1 protein-coding gene is annotated in these 1,415 nt (G+C 70.3%); it reads right to left on the reverse strand.

What is annotated here, in order from left to right:
- Positions 1-58: 58 nt before the first annotated feature.
- Complete coding sequence (locus tag JX360_RS17370) at positions 59-1,405, reverse strand: transposase (RefSeq protein WP_244353504.1); 1,347 nt, start codon at positions 1,403-1,405, stop codon at positions 59-61.
- Positions 1,406-1,415 lie beyond the last annotated feature (10 nt).

The following is a 1,415-nucleotide window of genomic DNA, read 5'->3' on the forward strand; positions in this document are numbered from 1 at the left end:
TAGCAGCCTGTCGGCTTTGGGTCTGCCGCGGTTTGTGTTTTGGGAGCGGCGATAGGCATCATGCGAGCTGGAGGCGGTGTAGCCTGCGGCAGTTGTAGGCCAGGGCGATCAGGGTCCACTCGGCGGCGACGTTGGCGAGGCCGCGGAGGTGGAAGCGGGTGAAGCCGAGGACGGACTTGATGATGCCGAAGACGGGTTCGACGGTCTGTTTGCGGCGGGCGTAGCGGTGTTTGGCATCTTGGGTCTCCAGCTTGGCCTGCATGGCGAGGCGCCAGGGTTCGGTGATGCGGCGGGGTGTCTTGGGCTGGGGTGGGGGCCGGAAGTCGTAAGCGCGGTGCGGCTGGGTGCGGCCGATCGCGACCAGCGGCTCGATGCCGCGCGCTGCCAGGTCAGCGACCGCGGGGCCGGAGGCGAAGCCGGTGTCGGCGAGGACGGTCTGCGGCAGGCCGGGACCGTGCTCCATGCCGAGGATGGTCGCGGCGAAGCTTGGCGCATCGGAGGGGCAGGCGGTCAGGTTGGTGGCGAGGATCAGTTGCGAGCCTTCGGCGCAGACCACGGCCTGGGCGTTGTAGGCTTGGCGGTATTCGTGCCCCTCGGAGCGGCGCATCAGCGCGCTGTCGGGATCGGTGAGGTTGGATTGCCGCTCGGGCGGCGGGTTGTCCTCGGGCGGCTTGGGCGGACGGCCGCGCCGGCCGGTCTTGGCGTGGTAGGCCGCCGTCTTGGCTTGGTAGTCCGGCCGGGCCGCCTCGGCTTCGGCGCGGGCCTGCGCCTCGAGCCTGGCACAGGCGGCATCCAGCTTGGCCTTCAGCGCGCAGCGCCGGGCGATCTCGGCGGGCAGCGCCTGCGGGTCGGGCACGGCGTCGGCATCCGCCGCCTCGGCGCGCGCGGTCAGCGTGGCGATCTCGGCGGCCAGCTTCTCGCGCAACTGAACCGCCCGGTCGTAGCGCACCGAGCGGATCTTCGAGGCGTTGGCGTCGAGCTTGGTGCCGTCGATCGCCACCGCCCCGAGCCGCAACAGGCCGGCCTCTTTCGCCATCAGCAGGACCTGCAGGAAGGCCGCCTCGAAGGCAGCGCGGTTGGCGCGGCGGAAGGTGGCGATCGTGTCGTGGTCGGGATGCAGGTTCGCCGCCACATAGCGCACGCCAAGGTCGCGCTGCGTCGCCCGTTCGATCCGCCGCGACGAGAAGATGCCGTTGGCGTAGCTGTAGATCAGCAGAGCCAGCAGCAGCCGCGGATGGTACTGCGCCTTGCCGCCGGGGATCGGCCGCACGACAAACGCGCCGAGCGGCACACGCTCCACCGCCGCCACCACAAAATGCGCCACGTCATCGGCCGGCAGCCAGTCCTTCACATCGGGTGGCAGCAGGAACGCCTGGTCGCGACTGTACGGAATAAACTGCGTCATGCCGCGCAGA

It is taken from the genome of Thermostichus vulcanus str. 'Rupite', from assembly GCF_022848905.1.
GTDB classification, from domain to species: Bacteria; Cyanobacteriota; Cyanobacteriia; order Thermostichales; family Thermostichaceae; genus Thermostichus; species Thermostichus vulcanus_A.